Source organism: Planomicrobium okeanokoites, from assembly GCF_003428875.1.
GTDB classification, from domain to species: Bacteria; Bacillota; Bacilli; order Bacillales_A; family Planococcaceae; genus Planococcus; species Planococcus okeanokoites.
The window spans coordinates 286,849-310,082 of the sequence record NZ_QQRS01000003.1; the positions used below are offsets into that span (position 1 = coordinate 286,849).

Below are 23,234 nucleotides of genomic sequence, written 5' to 3' on the forward strand. Positions count from 1 at the left end.
AGAAGGTTCCGCGTTTGTGCAGAGCCTTCTTTTCAATGATATTCCAGATTATTATTGTGTTTTTGGCAGTTTTTCAGGAAAGTGGCTGCAGGAGCCTAAAAATAGTCGGTCAACCGTAAAGTAAAAAGTCAACTTTCTACGCAATTTGAAGTTTGTGATCGGCAAAGGAGGATTTGTGATCGGCAAGCATCAGTTTGTGATCGGCAAAGGAAGATTTGTGATCGGCAAGCAAGTTTTTCACCAGAAAAGCAGGCCCGCAAGTCAGCGGAGCCTGCTTTTTTTGATTTTTGAAAAGCTGGTCGGACTCTATGAGCGGTTTTTGGTGTTCTATGATCACTCAGGGGATTCTATGATCACTCAGAGGATTCTATGATCATTCGGCAAAAATCATACATATAAAAGCAATAAATAAAGCAGGCTCCCACATCAGGGGAGCCTGCTTTATTTCATATCGATCAGCTTGCTTCCGGAAATTCTTCCGCAACCTTGTCTTCCACTTTCTCGATGATGGTTTCGTAATATAAAAGTTCCTCATCCAGTAGAATCATATACCCTTCATAAGGTGATGAAGAGTTGATCAGCTCATATGCTTCGAGATAAGCAGCCGTATCGAAATAACCAAATTCCATGTCTTCATCTTCAAGTGAAATCGCATCCGCTTCCCTGACCAATTCCAAGGACACTGCCGGATCGACAAGCAGATAAATTTCCGCTAACGTGATGAGGTCATCCAGACGGTAATCGGGATTTCCGTTTTCGAGGCGATCTTCCATGAAAGTTAAGGCTTCGTCCAATTGATCCTGCAATAGATAAAGGTCAATTTGCATCCAGGACAAGTGGTTCAAGTCTTCTTCCGATGCGGTCGCTTTCAGTTCATCCATGATTTTTGCCGCTTCTTCGTAGTTCCCTTTTTCCATTGCTTCATAAGCGGCGTCATAATTCGCCTGTTCGGCAGTGCTTTCTTCAATCATGTCATCGAGGAATGTTTCCTGGAATTCAACCAGCTCCATACCGGTCGCATCTTCAAGCATAGCGTAAAATTCACTCGGCATTTTTGCAGAAAGGAATGTCGGCAATAAATCCTCACCGTGTTCATTGACCAGCGACTGCACCGCCAAAAAGCTTTGCACGTACGGATCGTAATTGCGTGTATACGTATTATGGAACGAATAGTCGTAGTCCAGCAGTTTGAAATCAGTGACTTCCACATCTTCAAGCGCATACCAATCACTTGTCTCACCGGCCAGATAGTCGGCGACGCCTTCTTCAAACCATAAAGGCAGCCGAGTCTCTGACAGGCCATATTCCTGTGAATACAAATGGCTCTGGTGATGGCTGTATTCATGGAGGAGGACGATGTCCCATGAGTAGTCATCCGGCACCAAATGGATTTCCTGGCTGTAATAATCATAATAACCCATGGCTTCTTCGTAGCCGGATGCTTCAGACAACGTGTCAAAATCGTCATGGAAGACTATCGTCAAGTCACCCATTTCTTCATTGCCATAGAATTCCGCAATCCGCCATTTTTCCTCTTCCAGAAATTCATCGATCTTATCGATTTCATCTTTAGTCGAAGCCGTGAAGGAATAAACCACACCATTCTTTTCAATACTGCCAATCGTACTTGAATTCGAATTGCTGTGCCAAAGTGCAGAAGCCAGCATTTTCGTCTTTTCAGCGGCCGTAAAATCTTTCGTCAGCTCTTTAGCCTCCAAAAAAGTATTGGCTGCAGCAAACAGGCCAATTGCCGAACTCAGGTAAACCGTCAAAATCAATAAGGCAGCGACTTCCATCCGGCTCTTGAGCCATATTTTTTCAAGCTGGCCGTTTTCGATTCCATAAAGGCTGAAAGCAAGGCCGGCCAAACAAAGCACCAGCAGCATGAATGAAATCAAAATGCCAAGTACAAGGCCCTGGCTGAAGATGATCCAATAGCTTCCAATACTGAAGCCAAGGAATAAAACCGATAAAATCACTATTTTCCACAATACTTTCATAGCTTCCTCCACTTTCCATTTGAATTTATTGCAACTGTATTCCTGCCGATTGAAAAAAGTGGAGTGGTTCGCTGGATTCAGCTCTGACTTGTATTTTTCGCCTCGGATGCTTACTTTCAAGATGCATTCAAGAATTTGCTTACTTGGAAGTTTTCTATATATTAACATTTAAAGGTCCCGGTATATATCTATTTTTAATGTGTATAAAGTCCCTAATTTATTATTAGAGAAGATGTAGCGATAAAAGATTCTACCGACAAAATGCTATGCTAAAGTTAAATGGAAATGAAAGAAACCGGGCAGATATGAAATGTAATTTAGCGATAGGAGGTAATACAATGGCAGATCTGCAAGAAATGGCGGAACAGCTTGCACGATTATATGCAGAAAATCCGAAAGTGGAAGGAGTGCTGCTTGGCGGATCCGTTTCAAGAGGATGGCAGGACAAATATTCGGATATTGAATTGCTTGTGTTTTGGAAAGAGCCGCCAACAGACACAGACAGGAAAACACCTATTATTAAATCAGATGGCACCGTCCTTGATTTCCATCCTTATGAGGATGAAGAGTGGTCGGAAACCTATATTACGGATGGAGTAAAGCTGGAAATCAGTAACTTCCTGACTGCAGCCATTCACAGGTTCATCACAAAGACTGTCGATTTTTTCGACACTGATCCTGAGATCCAGTGTATTGCGGCTGCAGTCAATTATGGCAAGGCACTCGAAGGGCACGAACTGATCACAGAGATGAAAGGCAGTGTACAAAACTATCCGGACGGATTAAGAAAGACAATGATTGAAGAGAATATTATTTTCGGCAGCCGCTGGAGCAACAGGGAAGCTTTGCTTTTCCGGAAAGACTGGCTGATGCTTTATAAAGTGATGGCGGATGCGGAGACAAAAATCATGTCGATTTTATTCGCGTTGAACCGGCAATATATTGTACATCCCGGTTTTAAATGGCAGCGGAATTCGCTGGATGGCATGTCCGTAAAACCGGAAAACATAATAAAACGCATGGAATCTGTATTCATCGGCAATCCAAAGGATGCAATAAGAACGCTTGAAGCAGTCATCCAGGAAGTTTTCGACCTTATCGGTCAGGAGCTTCCCGACATGAATTTATCTGAGGCAATGAAACAGACAAATCAGGTGAGACCGCAAAATGAAAATCGCTGATATAAAGGAAAGTTGAGCATGGAATGGAATGTGGTTATTTACTGGCAAGCTTGTAATCGCGACAGGGGCGAGCCGCTTGAACGGGAGAGGTGCAATTTGCCCGAAATTGGCGCAGAATGGCTGTAATATCTTTTTATTTCCTGGAAAGAGATGATAATGGCATGCCCCCGAGAATTGAAGCGGACGAACCGGCATTTTAAGAACATCAGAAAAATACTTTAATCCCTTAAAATTATAGGAGGATGAAGGAGGAAGAAAATGATGTTGAAAGCAGGGGAAACAGTCCTATTTGAACGAACTTTCACAAAAGAAGATGTGGAGATATTCACTAAAGTTTCAAATGATGAAGGGGAGCATCATCTCGTACCTGATGAGCTTGGCAGGTTGGTTGTCCATGGGCTTTTGACCGCCACGATTCCCAGCAAAGTTGGAGGTGATCACAGTGTGCTGGCGCGCACGATGAACTTTGAATTTCTGCGCCCTGTTTTCACTGGGGATACAATATTTTGCGAAGTCTTAATCGAACATTATGGGAAACGGGAGGATGGACGGTTTGCCATCAAAGCGTCGTTCAGATGCCGCAACCAATCGGGAAAAGAAGTTCTTCTTGGGAATTTCGCCGGTATTATTTTAAAGGAAAAGGAGGAAAGCGCCGGTCAATAACAGGCGCTTTCCTCCTTCAATGAATTCAGTCCGTAAATTGGATGTCACGGGTCTCGCGCAGTTCAGCTGAATTGCTCAACATCTCATTATGATGTTCGATGATCTGTTCTGCGCTCATCGTTTCCGAGTCCCAGGTGCCGTGGGCGTCTTTTGCCAGCGTCACATGGAAGCCATGCCTGACCGCGCTTTGCGTAGTAGCATCTACACAGTATTCCGTCTGGTTGCCAGCGATGACGAGATTCTGAATCCCTTGGCTTTTCAATTGTTCCAAAAGCGTCGTTTCATGAAACGAATCCGGCGTTTTTTTCTGGACGACTACATCATCTGGCTGCGGTTGCAGCGACTCATGAATCTGCCAGAAATCGGTGCCTTCCACAAGGCCGGCGTCATTATGCTGGATGTAGATAACCGGAACGTTCGCTGAACGCGCTTTTTGGATCAGCATCTGCAGATTTCCGAGCAGCCGCTCGCTTTCATGGACAGGATTGGCAGGGTCGAACATTTCGTTTTGAGCATCAATTATCAACAAAGCCGTGTTCGGCATGGAATCTACTCCTCTTTGATTATTCTAATACTTTTTATTCGACAGTTACGTTCTAAAACCTTCCTGTCAGATGAAAATAAAAAAGAGGTTTGTTTTTCTGTTACCTTATGATAGGATTTGGGTAACAAATAAATTATGCACTGGGGGAGCCGCTTTTCGGGCTGAGACAAGCATTGCTTGGACCCTTTGAACCTGATCTGGATTATGCCGGCGGAGGGAAGTGGTAAATGCATGCTTGTTCGGATGCAACCACTTTGCACTGCTGTCCATTTTTATGGAAGCCGTGTATTTTTTTGTGCAAAAAAGGAGGAGAAGCGATGGAGGAAACATGGGGATTCATCGATTCCGGCCACAATAGCCCAGGGTTCAATATGGCTCTGGATGAATTGATGCTGGATTGGCTGGACAAAGGGGAAATCGGACCAACCATCCGGTTTTACGGCTGGTCACCTGCGGGCATTTCGATCGGCCGTTTTCAGGATGCCGATAAAAAAATCGACTTCGGGCAGGCGTCAGCTTACGGAGCGGAAATCGTCCGAAGGCAGACAGGCGGACGCGCTGTGCTGCACGACCAGGAATTGACATACAGTGTAGTGGTGCCTGAATCTCATCCGGCGATGCCGCGTTCTGTAAAGGAAGCTTATTCGGTTATTTCAAAAGGTTTATTGGAAGGCTATAGGGAACTTGGCATCAGCTCAGAGTTTGCAATACCGGAGTCATCGATGGAGAAAACGGATTCAGCTGTCTGCTTTGATAAGTCGTCCTGGTATGAACTTTTGGTCGATGGCAAGAAAGCCGCCGGCAGCGCTCAGATGAGAAAGAAAGGAATCATCCTGCAGCATGGCTCCATTCCCATTGAAATTGACAGCGTGAAGCTATTCGATTTATTCAGTTATCCTTCACTCGAAATAAAACATCGGGCAAGGGAAGCGTTCAAGGAAAAAGCCATATCCATCAACGCGGCGACCGGCAAATCCTTTGTCTACGATGAAGTGAAGGCCGCTTTTAAAAAAGGCTTTGAAAAAGGGCTCGGCATTAAATTGGAACCGCTTGCGCTGTCAGATGCAAAATTGGTGGAAATCAATCAGCTGGCGGAAACGAAGTATAAAAATCTTGATTGGAGTTACTCAACTGAAAAATAGGAGGAGTTTAAATGTCGAAACAAGAAGAATACATACGGAAACCGGATTGGCTGAAGGTGAAAATCAATACGAACGAATCGTTCACGGGACTCAAGAAATTGATGCGGGAGAAAAAGCTGAACACGGTGTGCGAGGAAGCAAGATGTCCGAATATCCATGAATGCTGGAGTGAGCGTAAAACCGCCACCTTCATGATTCTTGGGGACACCTGCACGAGAGGCTGCCGCTTCTGCGCGGTCAAAACAGGTTTGCCGAACGAGCTTGATCTGGGCGAGCCGGAACGCGTCGCGGAATCAGTTGAAATCATGGGCTTGAAACATGTAGTGGTCACTGCAGTGGCACGGGACGATCTGAAAGACGGCGGCGCAGCAGTATTTGCTGAGACAGTGCGGGCGATCCGGAGAAGAATGTCGGCAACGACTGTGGAAATCCTGCCTTCTGATATGAAAGGCGATTACGAAAGCCTCCATACACTGATGGACAGTGCGCCGGATATTTTCAATCACAATATCGAAACCGTCAGACGTTTGACGAAGCGGGTGCGTGCCCGGGCGATGTATGACCGTTCACTTCAGTTGCTGGAGCGGGTCAAGGAAATTGCGCCGAACACGCCGACCAAGTCGAGCATCATGGTCGGGCTTGGAGAAACGAAGGAAGAGATTATCGAAACAATGGATGATCTGCGCGCGCACAACGTAGACATTATGGCGATCGGCCAGTACCTGCAGCCAACCAAGAAGCATCTGAATGTGGAGCGCTATTACCACCCGGATGAATTCGCGGAACTGAAGGAAATTGCGTTGTCGAAAGGCTTCAGCCATTGCGAAGCAGGGCCGATGGTGCGCTCTTCCTATCACGCGGATGAACAGGTCAACGCGACATCGGCACAGCGCCGCATCAAGTACATGAAAGGCTATGAGTCGCAGGGCAAGACATTGGAAGTGGAAACTTTTTAAAACTATTTTTGTGCCATGCCATCGCTCTTGCGATGGCTTTTTTCATAGTTAAAATTTTATTGAATTCGATGAAATTGCTTTATTGCAAATAAAGAGGTATATAACGCAAACAACCACCGATATGTCGCAAACAAATGCCGATATAACGCAAACAACCGTTAAGAAGCCATTGAAACCATCCGGTTTATTGCACCACATAGCTATTCAGCATGCCCAAATGGCAGAATCATTGACGTCTAAAAAAAAAAGACCACCAGAATTGGTAATCTTCTATAATTTCTTCCTAAAATTACTGTCAAACCGTCAAGTCGTTCTCGGATTTGATTCGGATGGCATCCTGCAATAATTTCTGGAGAACTGCAGCAAACACCGCGACCACAAGCGACGCGAAAATGACGAACAATCCCATGATGATGGCCGGCGCATCATCTGCCATGGTCAGCATATAAAGGAACGGCATTTCAATCAGATAGACAATGATGATGGCAACAGCACAACGTTTGATATTGCGGATTGCCTTTACCGAAAGAAAGGAGAAAGCTTCGTTCCGGTCGATGTAATTAAGCAGTTTCAGTGATTGGTACAGCGCGATGAAAAATGGGATCATGCCGATATACATGCCGATCAACAACGGGTACTGTAAATTTTCGAGTTCCGGAAGAGCCCAGTATGGCGAATTCGGATCAAATCGGGATAATCCGTAAATGCACACAGCAAGCACCGGAAGACCGACGAGAAAGACGGCGGCTTTTAATACGGCAGTTGAAGTTCGTTTCATTAAGAACACCTCATCTTATAGTTGTTATTAATGAGATAATACACTATTATTTATTGAATATCAATAAATAATTATCTTAAATTGATGTTTAATTATCGTGATATCTTAAGTGACACTACAGATATTTCTGCAGGCCCTTATAAATCCCGACAATTTCATCCTGTTTGATCCGTACAAGTCCACTGGATGAAGGCGCAACGAATTCAGCGATTCCGGGAATGACCGGATCACTCTGTTCGCCCCAAGGCACGAGGCGTCTTTTGCTGTATTGCTGATAGACGCCTTTGCCGACGAAACAGACGGCTGCCGGCTGAAGGCGCTGGATCTTCTTCTTCAGTTTTTCCGCGCCGATGCGGTATTCATCTTTTGTGATCTCGGCGGCTTCCTTTGTAGGACGAGGCACAATATTCGTCAGACCAAGCCCGAGCTCCAGCAGTTTGCTGTTTTCATCGGGCCGGAATTTTCGTGGCGTAATGCCTGCCAGAAAGAGGATTTTCCAGAAACGGTTATTCGGATTCGCGTAATGATAACCGGTTTCTGACGAACGGATACTGGGGTTGAAACCGACGAACAATATCTTCAACCCGGGTTGTATGTGATCTGGAATCGGTTCTAAATGCAATATGGAATCCTCCTTTAATTGGATGCTCATGTATTTATCATACCCGATTTAAACAAGTTAATTACTGAGTGCAGTTTCTGTCTTTATTCCTGTATCTGACAGTTCCAAAGTACTGGATTTCCATAATAATGAAACCATAGATTTCTCTGAACGTAACAGAACGGTAGAATCAGATTAGGAGGATTGATTTTTATGGAACTCACCAAAGCGAAATGGTTGATGATAGCTCTATTGTTGCTGGCAATTCTTGCTGGCTGTTCGACAGCTGATGAAGAAGCGGTGGCGGAAAAGGAGCAAGCGGCTGAAAAGAAGGTGGCAGCGGTCGAAGAAAGTGATGAAGAGGCAGCAGCTCCCGCGGAAAAAGAAGAAAGCGATATTCCGAAAGCAGCCATACATAATGTAGAAGAAATGGTGAAAGAAAAGGGGAAGTATATTCCCAATGAAATGACCGATCAGCAAAAAGAGGAATTGTATAAAGAACTGGAAGCGGCACCTGCGGGAATGACAGGGGAAGAAGCCTATTCGCTGGCAGTCACCTTATTAGCGGCGGATGTGGAAGAAGCGGCCACAATCATAAATGAAGTGGATCCGGTCATTAAAATCGATTCTGCAACTCCAGAAGATGAAATTGACATTCCTGACACAGAAACGGTCAATGTCGCCATTCTGCTGGATGCAAGCGGAAGCATGGCTGGAGAAGTAAGCGGCGGCCGGAAGATGGAACTGGCAAAGTCTGCGATTGAAAAATATGCATCCGACCTCCCGGAAGGGGCAAATATCATGCTGCGCGTTTATGGCCATGAAGGAACAGGCACGGACGCTGACAAGGTGATGTCCTGTGCGAGCAACGAAGTCGTCTACGACCTCGGCGCTTATGATGAGCAGCAATTCGCAGAATCACTCGATCAATTCAATCCCGCTGGATGGACGCCTCTGGCAGGAGCCATCGAAGCCGCTGAAACGGATTTGAAAGAGCAAAAAGGCGACAACGTGCGAAATGTGGTTTACGTTGTCAGTGACGGCATCGAGACATGCGACGGTGATCCGGTTGCGGCTGCCTCCTCTTTAAACGGATCAGATATACAGGCGGAAGTGAACATTATCGGATTCGATGTGGACAATGAAGGGCAGAAACAGCTGGAAGCAGTAGCTAAAGCAGGGAATGGCCAATACAAATCGGTTTATTCCGAAAGTGAATTGAACGAATATCTCGAGCAGGAATACAGCCGCCTCTATTGGGAGTGGCTGGCCTGGGGGAATGACAGGAAACTGGATATCCTTTCGCAAAGCAACGATATTTACGGCGAGCTCCTGGCAGCCAACAACGATGTCAGCTTTCTTTCCCTGGCCTCCAAAAATGAGATGTACGCCATTCATTACGATCTGAAAGAACTTGGGAAATTCAAAGACGAAGAAGCAGTGGACCGTTACCTCGAACTGATCGATACACGTTATGAAACAGTGAGGCAGCATTTCAGACAGGAGTCGGAACGCAAAGACGAAATCCGCAAAGAAGTATATGAAAAGCTCCGTGAACAAGTCGATCAACTCGAAGAAGAGAAAATGGACGATTATAAATCCTGATCAAAAAAGCCAGCTTCCTGAGCAATTCAGGAAACTGGCTTTTACTGATTCTTATTTTCCTGTTTCAGGATCCACGGATATCTGCCATTCGATTCCAAAGCGGTCGATCAGATTTCCGTATAGAGGGCTCCAGAATGTTTCCTGCAGGTCCATGCTGACCATACCGCCTTCTGCCAGCTTTCCGAAAATGATCCTTGCTTCTTCCTGGTCATCGAGTGTCAAAGTAAGCGACACATTATTGCCTTTCCTGTAGGAAATCCCCATGCCAGGCGGCACATCCGAAATCATGAGGTAATCACCATTCTTCAAAACGATTTGGGCGTTCATGACCATATCTTTCGCTTCTTCCGGTATGCCTTCCATATCATCGCCGTTTGCATCGCCATAAGTCATGAGCCCGACCAGGTCACCATCCAGGACATCGGTGTAGAAGTGGGCCGCTTCCTGGCCTTGTCCGTCAAAATTCAAATAAGGGAACATTTTTGTAATCATGCTTAACCTTCTTCCTTGTTTTTTTGCTGGTCATGCAAAAATTCATCCAGTCTGTCATAGGTTTCCGACATGCCTTCAACGGCCTGCATATCAATGATTTTCTGTAATTCTTCTTCCGAATCAAAAAGTGTGCGGGAAGTGATTTTCGTTTGTTTGCCCTCTTCGGAGAAATCCACCTGAATCAGCATTTTTGGCATTTCTGCCAGTTCATTGCCGTATTGGTCCGCAAAGGCATCCACATAAACCAGCCGTGCGTCAGGAACCACTTCTCGATAGGTCGCTTTGCCCCAGGCCTCCTGGCCGTCTTCCGAAGAGCGCATGCAATAATGCCACACACCACCCGGTTCGACTGCCATTTCGGTGCTATGAGTCTCCCAGCCGGTTGGTCCCCACCAGCGGGCAACGCTGTCCGGATTGACATGGGCTTCATAAACCAGCTTTTTCGGCGCATCAAAACTTCGTTCCATGATCAGTTCCCGTCCCTCAGTTCGTGTCCGAGTTTGTTTCCTCGACATTGGAATATCCTCCTCGTGTCTCAGATATCCGATCTTATATGCTGCTCCTCCTTTCAGAAGAAATGACCGGTTTGTCACTTACAGTATAGCGATTTTCCGACTGAAATAAAATGAAAATTCAGTTAAATAAATTAAATTTCTTCTGAGTGTAAATTATCGATTTCAACCGGTTCGATTTTGTCGGCCGGTTCGAATCCGAAGATGCGGCTGTAAAAATAGAACTCACCGTCAATGGAGCGTTTGATATTCTCAGCTTTCCGGAAGCCATGCCCTTCGCCTTCGAATTCCAGATAAGCGACAGGCAGCCCTTTTTTACGAAGAGCTTCGACCATCGGCACAGCCTGATTCGGCGGCACCACTTTATCGTCAAGACCTTGGAAAAAGATCACGGGACACGATAAACGGTCGGTGAAATGGATCGGCGAACGTTCGTGGAATACATGTTTTTCTTCAGGATAAGGTGCAATGAGCCCGTGCAGATAGTGCGACTCGAATTTATGGGTTTCCAGTACAAAACTTTCCAGTTCGCTCAAACCGAAATGGCTTGCGCCAGCCCGGTAAATATCGGTAAAGACGAGGGAAGCGAGCGTCGTATAACCGCCAGCTGATCCACCGGCGATAGCGACGCGGCCATGGTCCACGTCCCCGCGGTCAATAAGATATTGGACGGCGTTGGCGCAGTCTTCGACATCGACAATGCCCCATCGGCCTCTCAGGCGTTCCCTGTATTCCCGCCCATAACCGGTTGAACCGCCGTAATTCACATCAACCAGCGCAAAGCCGCGGCTGGTCCAGTATTGCTTCACCAGATTGAGTGCGGAAGAAGTGGCGCCGACCGGCCCGCCATGTGCATGTACGAGCAATGGCGGCTTCTCACCTTTAGGCGCTGTATAGTCGGGATTGCTTGGTGCATAGTAAAGCGCGTGTGCTGTTTTATTGTTGGCTGTAGGGAACTCAATCGCTTCCGGCAGCGATAAATAATCCGTGTCAATGAGGAATTCCGATGCGATCTTTATGTCTTCCAGCTTCAATAAATCTGTTTCCATTACCGTGATCCTTGGAAACTCTGTCGGTGACGCTGCAATAAAAGCGACTTTATCTCCATTTGACTGAAGAGATGAAAATGACGTGAATCGATTTGTAATGGGATTCAGACGTCCATTCCAGACATCCACGCTTGCAAGCTGCCGCATGCCGTGCTGCGAATAAGAAGCGATGATCGTATTTTCATCGATAAAGCAATAATCCGATTTGCCGAGCACTGAACTATGTGAACCGAATTCCGCTTTGACCGGACAGACTTCTTCTTTGCGGCTGCCATAACAGCGCATCAGATTCCACCAATTGCTGTGGTCTGACAGGAAATAGAGTGTGCCACCTGGTGACCACAGCGGTTGGACAATAGATACACCGGAGCCGCCGGTCAATTTTCGGTTATTTGAAAGTGTGCCATCTTCATTAATATCAGCCACCCATAATTCAGACTCATCCCACGGCATATGCGGATGACTCCACGTAAGATAAGCCAGGTGCTTGGCATCCGGGCTTACCCGTGGATTCGAGTAGAAATCGTTGCCCGAAACGGCAATCTTCTGATCGCTTCCATCCGCATTCATCACAACGATGGTTGTTTCGGGAGTAAGTGAAGAATTTGTGTGATCTTCACGAATCCAATAAAGGCGTTGATTTAGCCGGTCGATTCCTGCATCTGCATAGCGATGGTTTGAGTCGGATGTAATCTGTTTCGGTTGATTTTCACCTGTTTTCAAATATAAAAGATTGTCTTCAAAATTGGAGAAATAGAGACGTTCGCCGAAGACTGCGAAAGGGGCGCCGCCGTATTCATGAACCCGTGTCCGGACATTGAAAGGAGCAGGTGTCTGTTCGGCCGGCGCATTATCCAAAGTCTTTTTCATGACCCGGCTGCGGCCGCCTTCAGAAGGAAGGCGTTCAAGCCAATAAAGATCATTTCCTTCATAAGCGATGCCTTCAAGGGCTACTGTATCCTTTATTATCAATTCACTGGTAATCGGCGACTTCCAGCTGCCGTAAGGCATTATTTTTCTCTCCATCAGAAAACGCCTCCTGTTCAACTTAAGTACATTAATTTTAACAGGAGAAGAGTTGGAATTGTTGGATAATTTTAATGGGAGAAACAACAAAATTGCTATATTGAAATGTTTGTAAAATAACTGGTAAATAATAAGTAATATTACATACAAAATATTTTTTATTTAGTATAATAGATTCATTAACTGTTACGGAGCGTGGATGATGTTAAGTAAACGCCAGCGTGAATTCAGGAAAATGATGAAAGAAGTGGAAAAGAGGGAAGTAAACAGGAATGTTTACAGCTATAGAGAAAAACGCTATCCCAACGAAAAACCAAAGCGTCAAATCAAGAAACCCATTCTGCAAATTGGTGGAGTTTTTGGGCTCATACTTTTAATCTGGAATCTATATGCCCTTTCTACCTATATCAACACTGATGCCAATACGTTTGGCATCGTTTCAACAAAAACTCTCAAAGTGCATAACTACCTTGAAAAAGGTGGGGAGGCAGAAATTGAAATAAGCCAAACCGTCAATTCGCTTATTGACCAGTACAATGACAATTCATTGACGATACTTCATATTGAAGAAGCTCAGCGAACTCTTTTTGAACTTCAGAAATCGATTTCCCTGGACAATGACCGCTTTGCAGTAATGAATCGTTATTTTGAAGAACAGTTCAACTTGGCATATCAGCTGACGAGTATCCTTCAGCTGCAAAATGCACCTACTGTCAATCAAGAATTACTATACATAATAGATAAGCAGAAAGAATTATCAACTTCCAGAACATCCATCCTCATTCATCTGCTGGAAAGCGAAAAAATGAAGTATCAAATTTTAGACGACGGTACCATAAGTTATGAATACTAGTAAAACTCTTATCAATAAAGAAATTATAAGGAGTTGAAAAAATGGTTTTTTCCTCTGTTTTGTTTGAAAGTATGCTGGATGGCTTCTGGCCGATTTTAACTGCGTACATTTTGCCGATCGGGCTCTGGATGCTCGTTCCGGCAGTGATACTTCGGCTGATTTTCAAAAGCAAATTATCTTTCCAGGTTGGAGCCTTGATCGGCTTGGCTCTCTGTTTTTTCATCGGCCCTTTTTCTACATGAAAACAAAAAAGCATGCTTCCCGGTGATTACCGGAAGCATGCTTGAAATTTTACTGTTAATATCTCTTGCTGTATTTTCTCTGAAAGTCTTCCTCAGAAGATAAGAGGTAAATAATACCTTCGATTACACCAATCACCGCAGGTATACCTGTCCAGAAGAACAGGAGATAGATTAGGCCTGTGCCTGGTTTGCCCAGGTAAAATTTATGGGCGCCGAAGTCTCCGAGAAATATCGCGAGCAAAGCGGCCGCTAATTTGTTTTTCATTCCGATCATCCTTTCTGCTTATAAGATTCTTTTCCCGATTTGATGATAATTAATCTGGGCAAACATAGAAAAATATATTTCACCCCAATCCGTACACTGAGGAGAAGACGATGCAATTTAACAAAACTATCAGTTCCATTACCGGAGATATTAAATCCGATAACATTATCCATCGAACAGCAGTCCGCGCTATCATAATCGAAAATGAAAAAATTTTGATGGTCCGTTCTGATCTTGGCTATTGCAAATTTCCGGGAGGCGGGGTCGAAAAAGGCGAGGGTCTCACAGAAGCGTTAATAAGAGAAGTAGCGGAAGAGACGGGATACATCAATTGCATCATAAAAGAAGAATTTGGAATCGTTGCGGAGCAGCGGCCGGATCATTCATCCCGCGAATTCCATTTCCATATGGATTCGCATTATTTTATTTGTGAGCTGGACAATGAAGAGACGATTGACCAGTCGCTTTTTGGTTATGAACTGGAAGAAGAATACAAGCCTGTCTGGCTGCCGGTTCAGGAAGCGATCGATTCAAATAGATTGTTTTACAGTAAGGATCCGTCCCAGCATTTTATTATGCGGGAGAATTTTGTGCTGGAATGGCTGAGAGATAATTTATAGTTGAAAAGCGCTGGCCTTAACAGGCAGCGCTTTTTTATTTATACCTGTAGTGCATGCTGTAGAAGAATCGCGCTGGTTTGAATTGGGAATTTCCGCTAAACTGGAGCATAAGAGATTGATGCTGATGGAAAGTTATACGGAAACGGGGTATACCGATGGTCAAGGTTTTGATAGTGGAAGACGATTTGACGATAGCAGGAGTGCTGCAAAAAGAATTGTTGAAATGGAATTTGGAAGCGGCTGTCGTGGAAGACTTCAATCACGTTATGGAGGTTTTCGCATCAGAAGAACCGCAGCTGGTGCTGCTGGATATTTCACTGCCGGCTTTCAACGGCTATTATTGGTGCCAGGAAATCCGCAGGATCTCCCAGGTGCCGATCATTTTCATCTCGTCACGCAGCGAAAATATGGATATTGTCATGGGCATCCAGATGGGGGCGGATGATTTTATCCCCAAGCCTTTCGATCTGACAGTTGCTGTGGCGAAAATTCAGGCGCTGCTCAGAAGGACTTATGATTTCAATGAATCGGATAACTACCAGAATTTCAATCGGACTGTGCTGAAACCAGGCGAATCCAAGCTTTATTATGCGGAGCAGGAAGTTGATTTGACGCGGACAGAGCTGAAGATCCTGGAGCAGTTATTCATGCGGAAAGGCGAATACGTCATGAGGGAAGATATGATGGTCAAGTTGTGGGAAGACGAATCGTTCATCGATGACAATACACTGGCGGTCAATATGGCAAGGCTGCGGAAAAAACTGTCGGGCGTCGGATTGCCTGATTTCATCCTGACGAAAAAAGGGATCGGCTACGCCTTGAACAAGGATTCTGCAAATGGCTGACAAAAAGAAAGCCGGTCAATTCAAATTGTTTCTTTTTGCAGTCAGGCAGCAGATTTTCATCTTCATCGTCATGGCTTTGGTATTTGCGAGCATTTTCATACTAAACAGCCTTCCGTTTACACTCTATCTCTATAGTATGGAACTGGGGTTGTTCTTTTTCCTCATATATCTGGTTATCCAATATTTCAGGTACAAGAAAAGATATGAAGCAATCGTTCTGGCAGGGGAAGCCCATTCGGTTAATATTGACGATATTGCTTCCGCGACAGATCCGGCTGACCAGCTGTATCTGGAAAAGATAAGCGAGCTGCAGCAGACTATACGGGACATGAGCAATCAGCATGCGGAGCGGCAGGCGGATCAGCTGGATTATTTCACCTTATGGCTGCACCAGATCAAAACACCGCTTTCTGCCATCAGTTTACTGAATCAGAGCGATACGAGAAGTGAGTCCAAAAAGATAGCACAAGAAATTTTGCGACTGGAAGATTATACTCACATGGCGTTGAACTATGTGAAACTTGAAGAGACAGGTTCGGAAATGGATTTATCCGAAGTGGATCTGGATTCGGTTATAAAAAGGGCTGTGAAGAAATACTCGATATTATTCATCCATAAAAGCATTAAACTCAATTACCAGCCACTTGATACAAAGATTTTATCAGATGGGCAATGGCTCCAGACCTTAATTGAGCAAATATTGTCAAACAGCCTGAAATATACAGCGAGCGGTTCAATCTCCATTTACCTGGACCATGAGAAAGAACAGACGCTTATCATTGAAGACACGGGCGTCGGCATCCGAAAAGAAGACTTGCCTAAGATTTTCAATAAGGGTTATTCCGGTCTGAATGGACGCCTGCATGAAAAATCCACAGGACTCGGATTGTTTCTCAGCAGGAAAATCTGCAAGCGCATCGGCCATGAACTCACGATAGAATCTGAGTTGGGCAAAGGAACACGAGCAGCAGTATACCTGGGCCGTGAGGAAATGACTGTTTTTGATTAATATGAAACTTTTAAGAATAACTGACCCCAACTGTGCAATCTTACGAAACCGTAAGATTGCGTTTCTGTTTGTAAGGATAGGTACAGGCAGGCGCACTTGAATCCACGTATCATGAAAAGCAAGGAGGGGTTAGCAATGACCTTATTGGAAATAAAAAATTTGAAGAAGATATATACAGCCCGCTTTTCGAACCAGCAGACCGAAGCGCTCGCCGCGGTGAACTTTTCGGTTGAAGAAGGGGAATTCGTCTCCATCATGGGAGAATCCGGTTCCGGAAAAACCACACTGCTGAACATCATATCGACACTCGACGACGCCAGTTCAGGGGAAGTCTATCTGGATGGCAACCCGTTATCAAAAATCAAAGACAAGGAAATCTCAGCGTTCCGGCGCAATACATTGGGCTTTGTCTTCCAGGATTTCAACTTGCTGGACAATTTCACCATCAAAGATAATATCCTGCTGCCGCTTGTCTTGTCGAAAACACCTATTGAAGAAATGGAAAGCCGCTTGCCGCCGATTGTCCGCAATCTTGGCATTGAAGCGCATATCAACAAATTCCCATATGAAGTATCAGGCGGACAGAAACAGCGAGTAGCCGTGGCACGGGCATTGATCACGAAACCGAAAATCATTTTGGCGGATGAGCCAACGGGCGCACTGGATTCAAAGGCTTCGCAGAACCTGATGGAAATTCTGAAAGGCATCAACGAAACCGGCCAAACGATTTTGATGGTGACCCACAGCATAAGAGCGGCCAGCTTTTCAAAACGTGTCCTGTTTATCCGGGACGGCGCGGTCTACCATGAAATCTACCGCGGCGAACAGCCGGCTGATGAATTCATGGACCGCATTTCCGATTCACTGAAAGTGCTGTCTACCCGGGGTGAGCAGGATGAATAACCGTTTTTTCTCATCTCTGGCATTGCGCAATATCAAGTCGAATAAACAATTGTATATCCCGTTTCTTTTATCATCAACCGCGATCATCGCCATGTTTTTCCTGATGGTTTCGCTGATGACCAACAAGTTTGTACAGGAGCGGTCGAGCTCGCTTCCGACTCTTTTCATGATCGGCGTAGTCGTGATCGGAATATTCTCGGTGATTTTTATTCTCTACACAAACAGCTTTTTGATCAAGCGGCGTAAAAAGGAAATCGGGCTGTATGGAATTCTGGGACTCGAAAAAAAGCATGTCGCGAAAATCCTGTTTTTCGAATCTCTTTTTTCAAGTCTGTTGAGTATAGCTGCCGGCCTGCTTGCAGGATTGCTTTTTGGCCGTCTTGTGTTCATGCTGTTGAATTTCATGTTGCGGATGCCGAATGACATTGCTTATACGACATCTTTGTTGAGTGTTGGCGCAACTGTTGCTCTATTCGTCTTGATCTTCGGAATAACACTCCTATACAACATCAGCCAGTTCACATTCGCTAATCCGATCAAATTGCTGAAAGGCAAACAGGAAGGGGAAAAAGAGCCGAAGGGTTCGCTGATCCTGTTTATTCTGTCGCTGATCTTTTTGGGGTGGGGATACGCCATATCCATCACGATTCCGGATCCGCTTGCTGCCATTGAAAAATTCTTCCTGGCGGTTCTGCTGGTGATTATCGGGACATACCTATTGTTTATTTCAGGTTCGATCTTTATCTTGAAAGCGTTGAAAAATAATAAGCGCATCTATTACCGTTCCGGCGCCTTCATTTCCATTTCTGGCATGCTGTACAGGATGAAACAGAACGCCGTCGGTCTGGCAAATATCTGTATTTTGGCTTCAATGGTCATCATTGCTGTGTCTACGACCATCACGATTTATCTCGGTTCAGAGGAAACATTGGAAAACCGTTTTCCTTATGAGCATAATTTAAAATTATTCGGAGATATGGATTATGTTGCGGAAATGAATAACAGATTCTTTGAGCTGCAGGATGAAGTTATTGAGCTGACGGAGGAGAACGGACTGGAAGTCGCGGAAATGGAAAGTTACCGCTATGAAAGTTTTTTCGGTAATCTTGAAGACGGCAGCTTTGTCTTTGAACAAAGCTCTGTAGATGGCGATTTGCCCGTTTTGATGATGGTCATCCCGCTACAGGATTTTAATGGCATGACGGGAGAAAACTATTCATTGGCAGACGACGAAGCCTTGTTTTACCATTCGACAAAAACCTATCTGAAAGAAGATCTTTCCATCGGAAATAAAACCTACAGTCTGACAGAAATCGAAAACGAGTTCAGCGCAGACATGGCATTGACCGAATCGATTGCGTTAGTGGTGCCGGATGAAGCACACCTGCTAGACCTCCGTGAAGACTATATGGGACAATTTCCTGAATCGACCCATATTACGGTCGACGCAGAAATCGGCTGGAATACGGAAGGTACTGAAGCAGCAGAAAAAGCTCTCGCTGAACAATTGGAAAGCGAGTACAACGGCGTTTCAGGAAGTTTCAGCCGTTACGAATCCCGGGATTCCCAGCGTGAAGAATGGTACAGCATAAACGGTGGATTCCTATTCCTGGGCGTTTTCCTCGGCTTACTGTTCACTCTGGGTACGTTGCTGATCACTTACTTCAAGCAGATTTCCGAAGGCTTTGATGACAGAGGGAAATTCCAGATCATGCAAAAAGTCGGTCTTGATGAAAACATGATCAAGGATTCGACGAAATCACAGATTATCTGGATGTTCATCCTGCCGATTGTCATTGCCACCATCCACGTCAGTTTCGCTTACCCGATTGTCCGCAAATTGCTGCTGATTTTCGGTGTCACCAATGACATGACCTGGCTGATGACTTTCATCGCGGTGGTCATCGCCTTTGCAGGGATTTACTGGATGATTTACCGAGTTACATCGAAAGTCTATTACAGTATTGTGAAATAATGAGAACCACCCATTGAAAGCTTTTTTCAATGGGTGGTTTCTTTTGATTGGACAGATCTTCTCAATGCCGCGGCAGTTCCGGGAACTTCCTGTTGAAAACAACGTATAACAGTAGAGAATATATAGAAAATTTTTTGGAATAAAGGAGAGATGACATGGAGCACAATTGGGAAACGGTGGTTAATGATCTTGCGCAAATTAAAGTCACAGCAAGTTTTGACAATGAACCTGTCCTGATCGAAGGCGCAGCGAAAGGGTTTCGATGTGTAGGCGTCGGGACGGACGCAGCGGTATTTCAATCTCTGGCTGTTCCGGAATATGCGTACAAAGTTTATGCTGAAGGGAAACTGGATAAGCTTGAAGCGGAAGCGGAAGTTTATGCACGTATCGGTTCGTCTGCCTATTTTTCCTATTGTTATGGAGCATACGACCGTCTGCTCGTTTTGAAATATGAGGAAGGCCCCACTTTGTTTGATTGCCTGCTGCAAGGAATTCATATACCGGAACAGGTGATCCAGGATGTCGAGGATGCGAGGGAATATATCCGGCAAATCGGCTTGAATCCGCGTGACATCCATTTGAAGAATATATTACTGCAAAATGGGCGGGCAAAATTGATCGATGTCTCCGAGTATATCAAACCAGGAAATGATTTCCGTTGGGAGCATCTTAAAAAGACCTATGAAGAATACTATCCGATCATCAAAGGAACACCTATGCCTTTCTGGCTGCTCGAAACAATCCGCAAATGGTACCATCATTGGAACCGTTATTCATCTACATTCGATGGATTCATGCGCATCGTATCCGAACAATTAAATTACAGGAAATAAAGGAAATGCGCCTTACTGCTATAATCAGAGTAAGGATTGAAGAATTGCTCCAGCACTGAAATTTGCAGGAAAGCGACTGGGATAAAGCGAATACAGACAGGAGAGGACGTGTCCCGATGCCATCAGCCGGAATATGGATCAGGCTAAAAGCCTTCACACTGGATTACCTTTGGGTTTTTCTTTATCTCTGTGTGGTTGGACTGCTGACAGTGGTTATAGCGCCGAATCTTCAGGACTACTTCAATGGTCCGGCAGGAATTGCGCAATTGACCGGTTTTCTTCTGGTGACGCTGCCGGTTTCTTTGTATTTTGCGATAGGTGACTCATTTCTATTCAATGGCACTTACGGGAAACGGAAAATGAAGATTCAAGTTGTGGATGGACAGGGCCAGCCAATCGGAATTGTGCGCTCAATCGTCAGGACGATTCTTAAATTTCTGCCATGGGAATTATCCCATTTTCTCGTCTATCGGCTGGTCAGTCTTGGTGAAGGAGAATTCCCGCTTCATCTGATGCTGATCGGTTCATTGGTTTATTTGCTGATTTTTGTTTATATCCTGTCAGTTATTTTCTCAAAAGAAAACCGCTCTCTCTATGACAGGCTGAGTGGAACGAAGGTTGTATGCTAATGAAAGCAATGAAGAGTCAGATTTGTATTTCTGAAAATGAACGGAGGAAGCAAAGTGGAAATGCGGAAGATATTATTTGTGGTGCTTGAGCAATATGCGGACTGGGAAGCTGCAGCAATTGCAGCAGCGTTGAATGAAGACCCTGAGCAAGGGGAAAAGAAGTATATCGTTAAGACGGTGTCGCTTGACGGGGAGCCGGTAACTTCCATCGGAGGATTCAAAGTGCTGCCGGATTATTCAGTGGATAGCGCGCCGGAAGATTTTACGGGATTGATATTGATCGGCGGAAATTCATGGCGAAAAGAAGAAAGCCGGAAAGTGCTGGATTTGGTTGAAATAGCACAGCGAAAAAATGCTGTGGTGGGAGCCATCTGTGACGCGACAGTATTTTTAGGGATGAACGGCAAGCTGAATTCAGCGAAGCACACGAGCAACCATCTTGCCGAATTGAAAGAAGCAGTCGGCAGCGATTACACAGGGGAACAGAATTACCATGAGCAGCAGGCAGTCAGGGATGGCAAGCTTGTCACAGCCAATGGTTCCGCTTATTTGGATTTTGGCAGGGAAATTCTATACGCACTCGATGTGGCGCCGGAGGAAGAAATTGAAGAATGGTACAGCTTCTTCAAGTTGGGGTATCATGAATTTGTGAAAGAGAAGAGCGGCCAGTAAGCCGAATGATACTAATATGAAAAACGTCACCGTGAGTAAAAACGGTGACGTTTTTTTGATAGGAAAATGAATCAAGTCTTTTACTTCAAGTCGATTGTGATCGGAGGAATTTCAGGTTTGTGAAGATAAAAAAGCAATGTCATTTTACAAAATCTGATAAATTATTAGGTTTAATTATGTGCTAATAAATGAAAATCAGATGTATTATTTTTGGCAATACTGGTAAACTATTCAGGAACTTAAAATTTAGGAGTTGTATCATGGGGGATTTACTGTTTTTCTTTTTGGAAAATATGGCGCTGATTATTGCGCTTATGTATCTGGCGATAAAATCTAAAGAAGCGTTGATTTTGGATTGGTCAGATCCATTTAAACAGCGCATCATCATTTCGGCATTTTTCGGATTTCTGACATTTTCGATTATGTATAATCCATACTTATATGAGGGCATGCGCCTGGATTTGCGCGAAGTACCGTTATTTTTCATATCCTATGTAGGCGGCTGGCAATACGGCTTGCTTTCAGCGGTTCTGCCAACAGCTTTTCGGGCCTATCTTGGCGGTCCGACAATGATTATGGGGATTTTGCAAGCTATTCTTCTGCCGATTATCGTGGGGAGCCTTTTCCATGACCGAAAACGGAAAGACCAGTTTTTCGGCATCTTGAACATCCGGAAAATGCTGGTTGCATTTTTGGTGTATGAGTTGATAAAGTCTGTTTGGATGATCGCGTCGACTCCGGTCAATTTAACAATCATTATTGGTATGTTCATTTTTGCGGGCGTAGCAGTATTTTCCATGGCTTTGATACTGAACGGTGAAAACAGGAGCAGTCTGCTAAAAGAGGAACTTGAATTTTATTCGAATAGGGATCCGATGACCCAATTGCCCAATATCCGCTTTTTTAAAAATAATGTGGCTAAACTGGTGGAAAAGCAATTGCCGATGGGAATCGTGATGCTGGATGTGGATTACTTTAAAGTTTATAACGATACCCATGGGCATCAAAAAGGGGATGCGGTCCTGCGATCCGTTGCCCAGATCCTTAAGGATTCTACAAGAAAAGAGGACTTTGTCGCGAGGTATGGCGGCGAGGAATTCATCTGCTGCCTGGCAGCGCCGAAAGATGAGGCTGAAGCAGCGATGATGGCTGAACGGATTCGGAAGAACATCCAGGAATTTCGTTTCGAAGGCGAAGAGAAGCAGCCTGAAGGGGTTCTGACAGTATCGATTGGGGTAAGCTATACTGTAGGCGGGGCGCCGCTCGAGGAAATGATTGAAGAAGCGGATCAGTCTTTATACCAATCAAAACGGCAAGGACGCAACCGTGTAACCGTTTTTCCCGGCATCATGGTAGAATCCAATGAAGAAGTTCATAACTGAAGGAGGATGACACATGAAACGATTAATGAAGAAACGCATCAAAGCGATGGCAATCGACACAGTTATTACAATGGGTGTCACCGCTGCGCTGGAGCCGTTGTTCCGGAATAAATTGAAGAACAAAGCGGCTTATGACGCACTTGCACCATCGCTTATTTTCTGGGGCTTGGAATATGCCCAAATGCGGATGAGCGGACAAACAATCGGACATAAAATGGCGGGAATCGTCATTGATACGACAGATGGCAGTGCGCTAAGCTCTGAACAAATACTAAAAAGACTGGTCCACCGTGATTCCATCAGTACTATCTCTTATTTAAGGGACCGGGAAAAATATGATTTCTATGAAGGCACTAAATTACCTCATGACTTGTATGCAGATACAGTGGTAAAAGAGTATTTCAAAGAGAAAATGGAGCCGAAATTATAAAAGGAAGCAATTCGCCAGGCGAATTGC

Annotated in this window: 25 protein-coding genes and 1 riboswitch; of the genes, 17 read left to right on the forward strand and 8 right to left on the reverse strand. The window is 44.8% G+C overall.

Features of this window, described 5'->3' with window-relative positions:
* Positions 1-455: 455 nt before the first annotated feature.
* Positions 456-2,000, reverse strand: a complete 1,545-nt coding sequence (locus tag D2910_RS09350; protein ID WP_117313310.1) for an outer membrane protein assembly factor BamD — start codon at positions 1,998-2,000, stop codon at positions 456-458.
* A gap of 338 nt (positions 2,001-2,338) precedes the next feature.
* Here D2910_RS09350 and D2910_RS09355 point away from each other — a divergent pair, with 338 nt between their 5' ends.
* Together D2910_RS09355 and D2910_RS09360 are read left to right on the forward strand one after the other, a co-directional pair.
* Positions 2,339-3,181 carry a DUF4037 domain-containing protein gene (locus tag D2910_RS09355; protein WP_165850163.1) on the forward strand — a complete coding sequence of 281 codons (843 nt, stop codon included), beginning with the start codon at positions 2,339-2,341 and terminating at the stop codon, positions 3,179-3,181.
* 258 nt (positions 3,182-3,439) lie between these two features.
* Positions 3,440-3,844 carry a hotdog domain-containing protein gene (locus tag D2910_RS09360; protein WP_117313312.1) on the forward strand — a complete coding sequence of 135 codons (405 nt, stop codon included), beginning with the start codon at positions 3,440-3,442 and terminating at the stop codon, positions 3,842-3,844.
* A gap of 25 nt (positions 3,845-3,869) precedes the next feature.
* Here D2910_RS09360 and D2910_RS09365 read toward each other — a convergent pair whose 3' ends face one another.
* Positions 3,870-4,388 carry a cysteine hydrolase family protein gene (locus tag D2910_RS09365; RefSeq protein ID WP_084242723.1) on the reverse strand — a complete coding sequence of 173 codons (519 nt, stop codon included), beginning with the start codon at positions 4,386-4,388 and terminating at the stop codon, positions 3,870-3,872.
* Positions 4,389-4,520: 132 nt separating this feature from the next.
* Positions 4,521-4,624: riboswitch (TPP riboswitch) on the forward strand.
* Between the two features lie 81 nt (positions 4,625-4,705).
* On the opposite strand from D2910_RS09365, the gene D2910_RS09370 reads away from it, so the two are divergent.
* Entirely contained in the window at positions 4,706-5,530 is an 825-nt protein-coding gene (locus tag D2910_RS09370; protein WP_117313313.1) for a lipoate--protein ligase family protein, read from the forward strand.
* Positions 5,531-5,541: 11 nt separating this feature from the next.
* A complete protein-coding gene (gene lipA, locus D2910_RS09375) occupies positions 5,542-6,486 on the forward strand; it encodes a lipoyl synthase (RefSeq protein WP_117313314.1) in 945 nt (314 codons plus the stop codon).
* Positions 6,487-6,781: 295 nt separating this feature from the next.
* Here the strand turns inward: lipA and D2910_RS09380 are convergent, their stop codons facing one another.
* The gene (locus D2910_RS09380) at positions 6,782-7,264 is read right to left on the reverse strand and encodes a DUF2975 domain-containing protein (RefSeq protein WP_117313315.1); all 483 of its coding nucleotides are present in this window, start codon (positions 7,262-7,264) and stop codon (positions 6,782-6,784) included.
* A 115-nt stretch (positions 7,265-7,379) separates the two neighbouring features.
* Complete coding sequence (gene mug / locus D2910_RS09385) at positions 7,380-7,916, reverse strand: G/U mismatch-specific DNA glycosylase (protein ID WP_117313316.1); 537 nt, start codon at positions 7,914-7,916, stop codon at positions 7,380-7,382.
* Between the two features lie 162 nt (positions 7,917-8,078).
* On the opposite strand from mug, the gene D2910_RS09390 reads away from it, so the two are divergent.
* Complete coding sequence (locus D2910_RS09390) at positions 8,079-9,470, forward strand: vWA domain-containing protein (RefSeq protein WP_117313317.1); 1,392 nt, start codon at positions 8,079-8,081, stop codon at positions 9,468-9,470.
* 51 nt (positions 9,471-9,521) lie between these two features.
* Here D2910_RS09390 and D2910_RS09395 read toward each other — a convergent pair whose 3' ends face one another.
* The 3 genes from D2910_RS09395 to D2910_RS09405 all read right to left on the reverse strand — a co-directional run bounded on the left by D2910_RS09395 (position 9,522) and on the right by D2910_RS09405 (position 12,549).
* A complete protein-coding gene (locus tag D2910_RS09395) occupies positions 9,522-9,962 on the reverse strand; it encodes a VOC family protein (RefSeq protein WP_084242717.1) in 441 nt (146 codons plus the stop codon).
* A 2-nt stretch (positions 9,963-9,964) separates the two neighbouring features.
* Entirely contained in the window at positions 9,965-10,477 is a 513-nt protein-coding gene (locus D2910_RS09400; RefSeq protein WP_117313318.1) for an SRPBCC domain-containing protein, read from the reverse strand.
* A gap of 131 nt (positions 10,478-10,608) precedes the next feature.
* Complete coding sequence (locus tag D2910_RS09405; protein WP_117313319.1) at positions 10,609-12,549, reverse strand: S9 family peptidase; 1,941 nt, start codon at positions 12,547-12,549, stop codon at positions 10,609-10,611.
* Positions 12,550-12,751: 202 nt separating this feature from the next.
* On the opposite strand from D2910_RS09405, the gene D2910_RS09410 reads away from it, so the two are divergent.
* Positions 12,752-13,402, forward strand: coding sequence for a hypothetical protein (locus D2910_RS09410; RefSeq protein ID WP_117313320.1), 651 nt, complete (start codon positions 12,752-12,754; stop codon positions 13,400-13,402).
* A gap of 41 nt (positions 13,403-13,443) precedes the next feature.
* Entirely contained in the window at positions 13,444-13,644 is a 201-nt protein-coding gene (locus D2910_RS09415; protein WP_117313321.1) for a hypothetical protein, read from the forward strand.
* A gap of 55 nt (positions 13,645-13,699) precedes the next feature.
* Here the strand turns inward: D2910_RS09415 and D2910_RS09420 are convergent, their stop codons facing one another.
* Positions 13,700-13,909 carry a TM2 domain-containing protein gene (locus tag D2910_RS09420; RefSeq protein WP_084242712.1) on the reverse strand — a complete coding sequence of 70 codons (210 nt, stop codon included), beginning with the start codon at positions 13,907-13,909 and terminating at the stop codon, positions 13,700-13,702.
* Between the two features lie 110 nt (positions 13,910-14,019).
* On the opposite strand from D2910_RS09420, the gene D2910_RS09425 reads away from it, so the two are divergent.
* The 10 genes from D2910_RS09425 (at position 14,020) to D2910_RS09470 (ending at position 23,207) form a co-directional block, all read left to right on the forward strand.
* Positions 14,020-14,529, forward strand: coding sequence for an NUDIX hydrolase (locus D2910_RS09425; protein ID WP_117313322.1), 510 nt, complete (start codon positions 14,020-14,022; stop codon positions 14,527-14,529).
* A gap of 155 nt (positions 14,530-14,684) precedes the next feature.
* Complete coding sequence (locus D2910_RS09430; protein WP_084242710.1) at positions 14,685-15,374, forward strand: response regulator transcription factor; 690 nt, start codon at positions 14,685-14,687, stop codon at positions 15,372-15,374.
* Entirely contained in the window at positions 15,367-16,383 is a 1,017-nt protein-coding gene (locus D2910_RS09435) for a sensor histidine kinase (protein ID WP_117313323.1), read from the forward strand. Before D2910_RS09430 ends, D2910_RS09435 begins: the two co-directional genes overlap by 8 nt.
* A gap of 135 nt (positions 16,384-16,518) precedes the next feature.
* Positions 16,519-17,286, forward strand: a complete 768-nt coding sequence (locus D2910_RS09440) for an ABC transporter ATP-binding protein (RefSeq protein WP_117313324.1) — start codon at positions 16,519-16,521, stop codon at positions 17,284-17,286.
* Complete coding sequence (locus D2910_RS09445) at positions 17,279-19,261, forward strand: FtsX-like permease family protein (RefSeq protein ID WP_117313325.1); 1,983 nt, start codon at positions 17,279-17,281, stop codon at positions 19,259-19,261. The genes D2910_RS09440 and D2910_RS09445 overlap by 8 nt, the downstream gene beginning before the upstream one ends.
* Before the next feature lie 155 nt (positions 19,262-19,416).
* A complete protein-coding gene (locus D2910_RS09450) occupies positions 19,417-20,094 on the forward strand; it encodes a serine/threonine protein kinase (RefSeq protein ID WP_117313326.1) in 678 nt (225 codons plus the stop codon).
* A gap of 116 nt (positions 20,095-20,210) precedes the next feature.
* Positions 20,211-20,723 carry an RDD family protein gene (locus D2910_RS09455; RefSeq protein WP_117313327.1) on the forward strand — a complete coding sequence of 171 codons (513 nt, stop codon included), beginning with the start codon at positions 20,211-20,213 and terminating at the stop codon, positions 20,721-20,723.
* Between the two features lie 60 nt (positions 20,724-20,783).
* Positions 20,784-21,395 (forward strand): type 1 glutamine amidotransferase family protein, encoded by a 612-nt coding sequence (locus D2910_RS09460; protein WP_117313400.1) that lies wholly within the window; start codon positions 20,784-20,786, stop codon positions 21,393-21,395.
* A gap of 260 nt (positions 21,396-21,655) precedes the next feature.
* Complete coding sequence (locus tag D2910_RS09465; protein WP_117313328.1) at positions 21,656-22,777, forward strand: GGDEF domain-containing protein; 1,122 nt, start codon at positions 21,656-21,658, stop codon at positions 22,775-22,777.
* A gap of 13 nt (positions 22,778-22,790) precedes the next feature.
* A complete protein-coding gene (locus tag D2910_RS09470) occupies positions 22,791-23,207 on the forward strand; it encodes an RDD family protein (RefSeq protein ID WP_084242702.1) in 417 nt (138 codons plus the stop codon).
* Positions 23,208-23,234: the final 27 nt, after the last annotated feature.